General features: G+C 27.6%; 4 protein-coding genes and 1 pseudogene. 3 read left to right on the top strand and 2 right to left on the bottom strand.

What is annotated here, in order from left to right:
- Positions 1-34: 34 nt before the first annotated feature.
- Together lgt and BN1173_RS01830 are read right to left on the bottom strand one after the other, a co-directional pair.
- Positions 35-991 carry a prolipoprotein diacylglyceryl transferase gene (gene lgt / locus BN1173_RS01835; RefSeq protein WP_040236268.1) on the bottom strand — a complete coding sequence of 319 codons (957 nt, stop codon included), beginning with the start codon at positions 989-991 and terminating at the stop codon, positions 35-37.
- 10 nt (positions 992-1001) lie between these two features.
- Positions 1002-2135 (bottom strand): MinD/ParA family protein, encoded by a 1134-nt coding sequence (locus BN1173_RS01830; protein ID WP_040236267.1) that lies wholly within the window; start codon positions 2133-2135, stop codon positions 1002-1004.
- Between the two features lie 498 nt (positions 2136-2633).
- On the opposite strand from BN1173_RS01830, the gene BN1173_RS01820 reads away from it, so the two are divergent.
- The 3 genes and pseudogenes from BN1173_RS01820 to BN1173_RS04555 form a co-directional block, all read left to right on the top strand.
- On the top strand, positions 2634-4100 hold the full coding sequence (locus tag BN1173_RS01820) for a S41 family peptidase (RefSeq protein ID WP_040236260.1): 1467 nt from the start codon (positions 2634-2636) through the stop codon (positions 4098-4100).
- A 3-nt stretch (positions 4101-4103) separates the two neighbouring features.
- Positions 4104-4832, top strand: coding sequence for a 16S rRNA (uracil(1498)-N(3))-methyltransferase (locus tag BN1173_RS01815; protein ID WP_014696228.1), 729 nt, complete (start codon positions 4104-4106; stop codon positions 4830-4832).
- Positions 4825-5165: pseudogene (locus BN1173_RS04555) on the top strand (hypothetical protein); the annotation flags it as partial. The gene BN1173_RS01815 and the pseudogene BN1173_RS04555, both read left to right, overlap by 8 nt.

The following is a 5165-nucleotide window of genomic DNA, read 5'->3' as shown; positions in this document are numbered from 1 at the left end:
ATAGTGTTGAATCATATAGCCTCCTTGATTTTACTTATTTAGTTTTTTTTACTTGTTTTTTAGTCCATATAAGCCAGATTATTCCTGCTAATATTAAAATTGACGAAAATATTTGGCCCATTGATATATTTAAAAATGAAAAGTCCAATATGCTCTCAGGTTTTCTGTAAGTTATAATAAATCCTATTTCTTTATCAGGCTCTCTTAGGTATTCAATTAAAAATCTAAATATTCCATAAAGTATTATGTATACACCAAAGATAAAGCCATCATATTTTTTGATTTTTCTAAATATGAACCATAATAATAAAAAGATTACAGGTCCTTCGAACAATCCTTCTATGAGTTGGGATGGGATTCTTGGTAAATTAATAAATAAATCATGAGGTAATATTTCAAGGCCAACCGATTCTGCGAATTCTTTGACTCCATTTTGGCTTATTTTAAAAGGTTCTGCATTTGGAAAGATTACACCACCTTTCATTGGTCTTCCATAAAGTTCTGCATTTGCAAAATTAGCAAGTCTTCCAAGTATATATCCTGAAGAGAAAGCTATTGCGCCATAATCTGTTATTTTTTTAAAATATTTTTTTACATTCGTGTTTTTAAGTTTTGTGTTTATCATTATTAATGGTGCAATAATGACTCCAAAAAATCCTCCGTGTATTGCCATTCCTCTAAAGCCTGTAAAATTCCAGTTTTGGTCAAATGGTAAAAAAATCATCCATGGGTGTGTATAATAAATACCACTTTTATCATAAATTAAAGTAGATGCTAATCTACCTCCAATGATTGCGCCCATGACGATGGAAAACATTAATTGCTCATAATCATTTTTGTCTATGTCAAGTTTGTCATTCCTGATTTGATACCAGATAAATTTGTAAGAAATTATTATAATGATGATATAAGATAGGCTATACCATGTAATTGGAATTCCTTTAATTATTTCGGGATGCAACCAGCTAGGATAATTTATATAATTTGGCATTTCTGTCTCCTTAGTCTTTTTTTAATTTTGTAAATAATTTTTTTTTAAACATTATATTTTGTTTTCTAAGTGTTGCAATTTCTTTTTGTTGAGATTTGATTATATCAATTATTGCATTGTTGTCTATTGTTTTATTCATCAATAATGATTCAAGATATGCGTATTTTTCTAAATATTCATCTTGTGCTTCTTTTATTACAAAATAGTAGCTTTCATTTAAGTCATCTTCATTTAAAAGCTCTACATCGTTTATTACATCTTCAAGTTCAATTAATCTTTTAGCTATTTTTTTTATGCTTTGTGAAATTAAACTTGTTGGTTTATAAATAGTTATTGGTATTTTGTGATTTAATGCTTGATCAACAAGTTCATCTTTATAAATTGAGCCTATACTTTGTAAATTTATATTTAAATAATTTTTCGCCGACTTTAGTATTTTTTCAGTTTTAATAATATCCTCAGGTTTGTTTAACATGTTAAATATAATGAAGGGACTAAATTGTGCGAATATTTGCATAAATTTTGCATAATTTTCAGGATCATATTCCTCTATTTTAAGTAGAAGATTTGGTATGTATATTTTTTGTAAATCTGTAGAATCTTTTCTTATATTGGATACTATTTTGTATGCTTTTGTTTCTTTTGTAAATATTTTTGATATTAGTCTAAAGATTGCGTTTTTTAAGAATAAATAGGCATTCATTGTTGCTGTTACTGTTGGAATTGTTACTATTACTCCTCTATTTGACATTAAAAAAAAATCTATTGTATTAAATGCTGTTCCAGCTCCAAGATCAATGATTAGATAATCGTAGTTTAGATTTTTTAAATTTCTTATTATTTTTTTCTTTTGAAAGATAGCTATATTTGCAAGTTCTGGGATATCTGAGTCTCCCGCGATAAAATTTAAATTTTTTATGCCCGATTCAAGGATGATGTCTTGAAAAGGAATTTGTGTTTTGAGAAATGTTCCAATGCTTTTTTTGGGTATAATATTAAGCATAGAGTGTAAATTGGAACCACCCAGGTCAAGATCTACAAGTAATACTTTTTTTCCTTCATTTGCAAGACAAATTGCAATATTGGTTGAAAAAAGGGATTTGCCAACTCCTCCTTTTCCACTAGCTATAGGAATGATAATCAACCGTTACTCCGTTATTTTGTCCTTGAATTTAAGTAGAATCAAAATCACTAAGTTAAATATAACGTAAGTGATTATTATTATTGCTAAAAAAGTAAATAGCCATGGCTGATATGTTTTGAATAATTCAAGAGCTAATCCTAATGTAGCAAGCAAAATGTTCATTATGATTTGCAGGCTTTTAGTTATGTTAATTAAATTGCTTAGAATTTTAAGTTGATCGTAGAGTATATATTGAAATACAATCTGTTAATCATAATTCTGGAGAAGATATAAATAAATCTATTCCTACAAAGTATTATTGATAGAATTGTTTATAAATATTGTATTGCTTGTGAGTTTATATAGTGCTAATAAAATTAATGTGCTTGCAATTGTTTGCATTGCGATAATGAGAGTCATGATTATTCTTTTTGTTTTTAAGCTATTTATCTTTAACATAATCTTAAAATATTATATTATGAAGATAAAATCAAGTTTTATTTGTGTAGGAATTTTTCAATGAAAAAGAAATTTTTGGTATTTTTATACGTTGTATTAGCTTTAGTTATCAGTTCTTCAGTTATTGTAGAGTCTATTTTTGCTCAAGCAAATTCTTCTAAGAGCAATTTGTCTGCATCAAGTTATGGTCAGATGATGATGGAGGCTTTTAATTTTATTAAGAAAAATTATGTTGAACCTATTGATGATGAGGCTGTTTTTGAAGGGGCTTTACAGGGTATGTTTAAGGCATTAAATGATCCTTATTCTCAGTATTTGACAAAAAAAGATTTAGTAGAGATTTCAAAAACTACTGAGGGAAATTATGTGGGAATTGGGGTTGTTATTGCAAAAAAGGAGCTTTCGAAAAAATCTAGCAATACTGCTTCTGATATTCCTTATATAATGATTATTAATGCTTTTGAAGAAGGACCTGCTTATAGAGCTGGTGTTCGCTCTGGTGATTATATTAAAGCTATTGATGGTAATGGTACTGATTCTATGACAATAGAGCAGGTTAGTGAACTTTTGAAGGGCAAAGCGGGTACAAAAGTTAAAATTTCTATTTTGAGAAATAAAAATTTAGAACTTGAATATGATCTTGTGAGAGAAAAGATAGATATAGAAACAATTAAATATAGTGTTATTAATAATGATGTCGGATATATTAGGATATTAAGTTTTAATCCAAGTACTAATATTTACTTTAAAAAAGCTTTTGAAAAACTTAAATTGCAAAATATCAAATCTTTAATTTTAGATTTAAGGCTTAATCTTGGAGGTTATCTTACCGATGCAATAGAAATTGCAAATGATATTTTGGCTGAAGGACTCATTGTATCAACAAAGGCAAGAGATTTTAAAATACCTTTAGAATATGTCACAAGGGAGTATAGAGCCGATTCTTCACATATAGTACCTTTAGATATGCCAATTGTTGCTTTGATTGATAAATATTCAGCATCAGCTTCAGAAGTTTTAGTTGGAGCTTTAAGAGATAATCAAAGAGTGTATGTTATAGGTGAAAAATCTTATGGAAAAGGAGTGATTCAGCGTATAGTGCCTTTCCATACAGGAGGATTTAAGATTACACATTCAAAATATTATACTCCTTCTGGACAGAGTATTCATAATGTTGGTATTAAACCTGATTTGGAGATTAAGGAAAGAGAATTATCTGAAGTTGAATTTGGAGTTTATACTCGAATGCTTAATGAGGAGGCTATAGAAAAGTTTTTAAATAGCAAGATAAATAAAAAATCGCTTTCTGAGGAAGAGGTAGATATTTTTGTGGATAAATTTCTTGAAACTTCTTATGTAAAGGCTGGTAAGGCTATTAATAATATAGATAAGAAAGCTTTGGGACGTTATTTGTTTTTGCAGTTTTATCAAGATATACACCATAATCAGCCAATTTATAATTTATATTATGATGAAGTCTTAAAAACTGCTTATGAATATCTTGTAAAGAAAGGGACACAAAATTAATTTGTGAAACAAATAGTTTTAGATTATAGTTGTCTATTTGATAATGACATCATTATTGATGATATTAAGATTTATCACTATCTTGTTAATGTAAGAAGATTAAGGGTAGGTGATAGATTGAATATTCTTTTAGGTAAAAGAGAGATAAGATTTTCTGAAATTTTGAGTATAGAAAATCACCGAATTAGGTTTGCTACTCTTAGAGTAGAGGAACTTAAGATGCGTGACTTTGAAATAGATATATTTATATCAAATCTTAAGGGTAGGAAATTAGATTTAAGTTTAAGACAAGTTGTTGAGATTGGTGTTAATAGTATAAATATTGTTAATGCTGATAATTCTATTGCTAAGCTAGATATGTATAATTTAGAACCAAAGAAATTAAGATTTTTAAAGATAATAGATGAGGCTTTAAAACAAAGTGGAAATGCTCAAATTCCCAGTATTAATTTTTATAATGATTTTTTTAGTATTCCCTATTCTTCATCTGTGAATTATTACGTTGCTTATAGTAAGGGTGATTTTTTGCATTTGGGTGAAAACATTAGTGTTTTTGGTAAAATTGGGATTTTAATAGGTCCTGAGGGTTGTTTTTCAAAGTTGGAAATTGATTTTTTTAAAAAATTGAATTTTAAATTTGTAAGATTTAATACTCCTATTTTAAGAGCTGATACAGCTATTGTTTATGCACTTGCTCACTTTAAATTATTATTAGAGGGTAATAATGGCTAATTTAAAAGATATATATTCAAAACCAGATAGGATTTATTTTCTTGGAGCGCCAATAGATGTGTTTAAAAATCATGAAAAATTGATTAGTAGATTTGAATATCTAATATCTCATCCATATCATTCAATGGTAATTTTTATTGACTGTAAATCTTTATTGAAATTTTTGATCTTTAAGAGTTTTAGAAATCTTGTTAAAAGTTCTTCTCTTGTTTTTTCAAATTCAAGGTTACTTAGAACACTTTGTAAATTTTTAAAGAGGATTGATATTGGTTGTTATGATTCAAATTCTATTTTACTTGTTTTAATGAGTGTATTGGAGAATACATATAAAAC

The sequence above is a fragment of the Borrelia crocidurae genome, assembly GCF_000825665.2.
Taxonomy (GTDB): Bacteria; Spirochaetota; Spirochaetia; order Borreliales; family Borreliaceae; genus Borrelia; species Borrelia duttonii.
The sequence above is the reverse complement of the archived record's forward strand: the minus strand, read 5'-3'. Positions and strand labels throughout refer to the sequence as shown.